Genomic DNA, 354 nt, shown 5'->3' on the forward strand with positions numbered 1-354 from the left:
CATATAAAAGTAATTGAACAAGTTGGTGAAGGTTTGGTTGATTTAATTGAAAACGGCAAACTACACTCAAATGAAATGACAGCGCTTTTAAAACTATACTTAAAACCAATGATACAGGCTAATATTGATTATTTGGTTTTAGGCTGTACACATTACCCGTATTTAATGCCACAGCTTATAAAACTACTACCAAAACACGTGAAAATTATAGATTCTGGTGAGGCGGTAGCTAAACAAACTAAAGCTGTTTTAACGCGTTTAGACCTGTTAAATTATGAAAAAAACACTGCTAATACGTTTTACACCAATGGTAATTTAGAGGTTTTAAAATTACTTTTAGAAAAAGATTACAAC

1 protein-coding gene is annotated in these 354 nt (G+C 31.1%); it reads left to right on the forward strand.

Annotated elements, in window-relative coordinates; all coding sequences use genetic code 11:
- Positions 1-354 (forward strand): glutamate racemase (locus FUA24_RS23610; RefSeq protein WP_187388380.1); only part of this gene is annotated, 354 nt, incomplete at both ends.

The sequence above is a fragment of the Seonamhaeicola marinus genome (assembly GCF_008085455.1).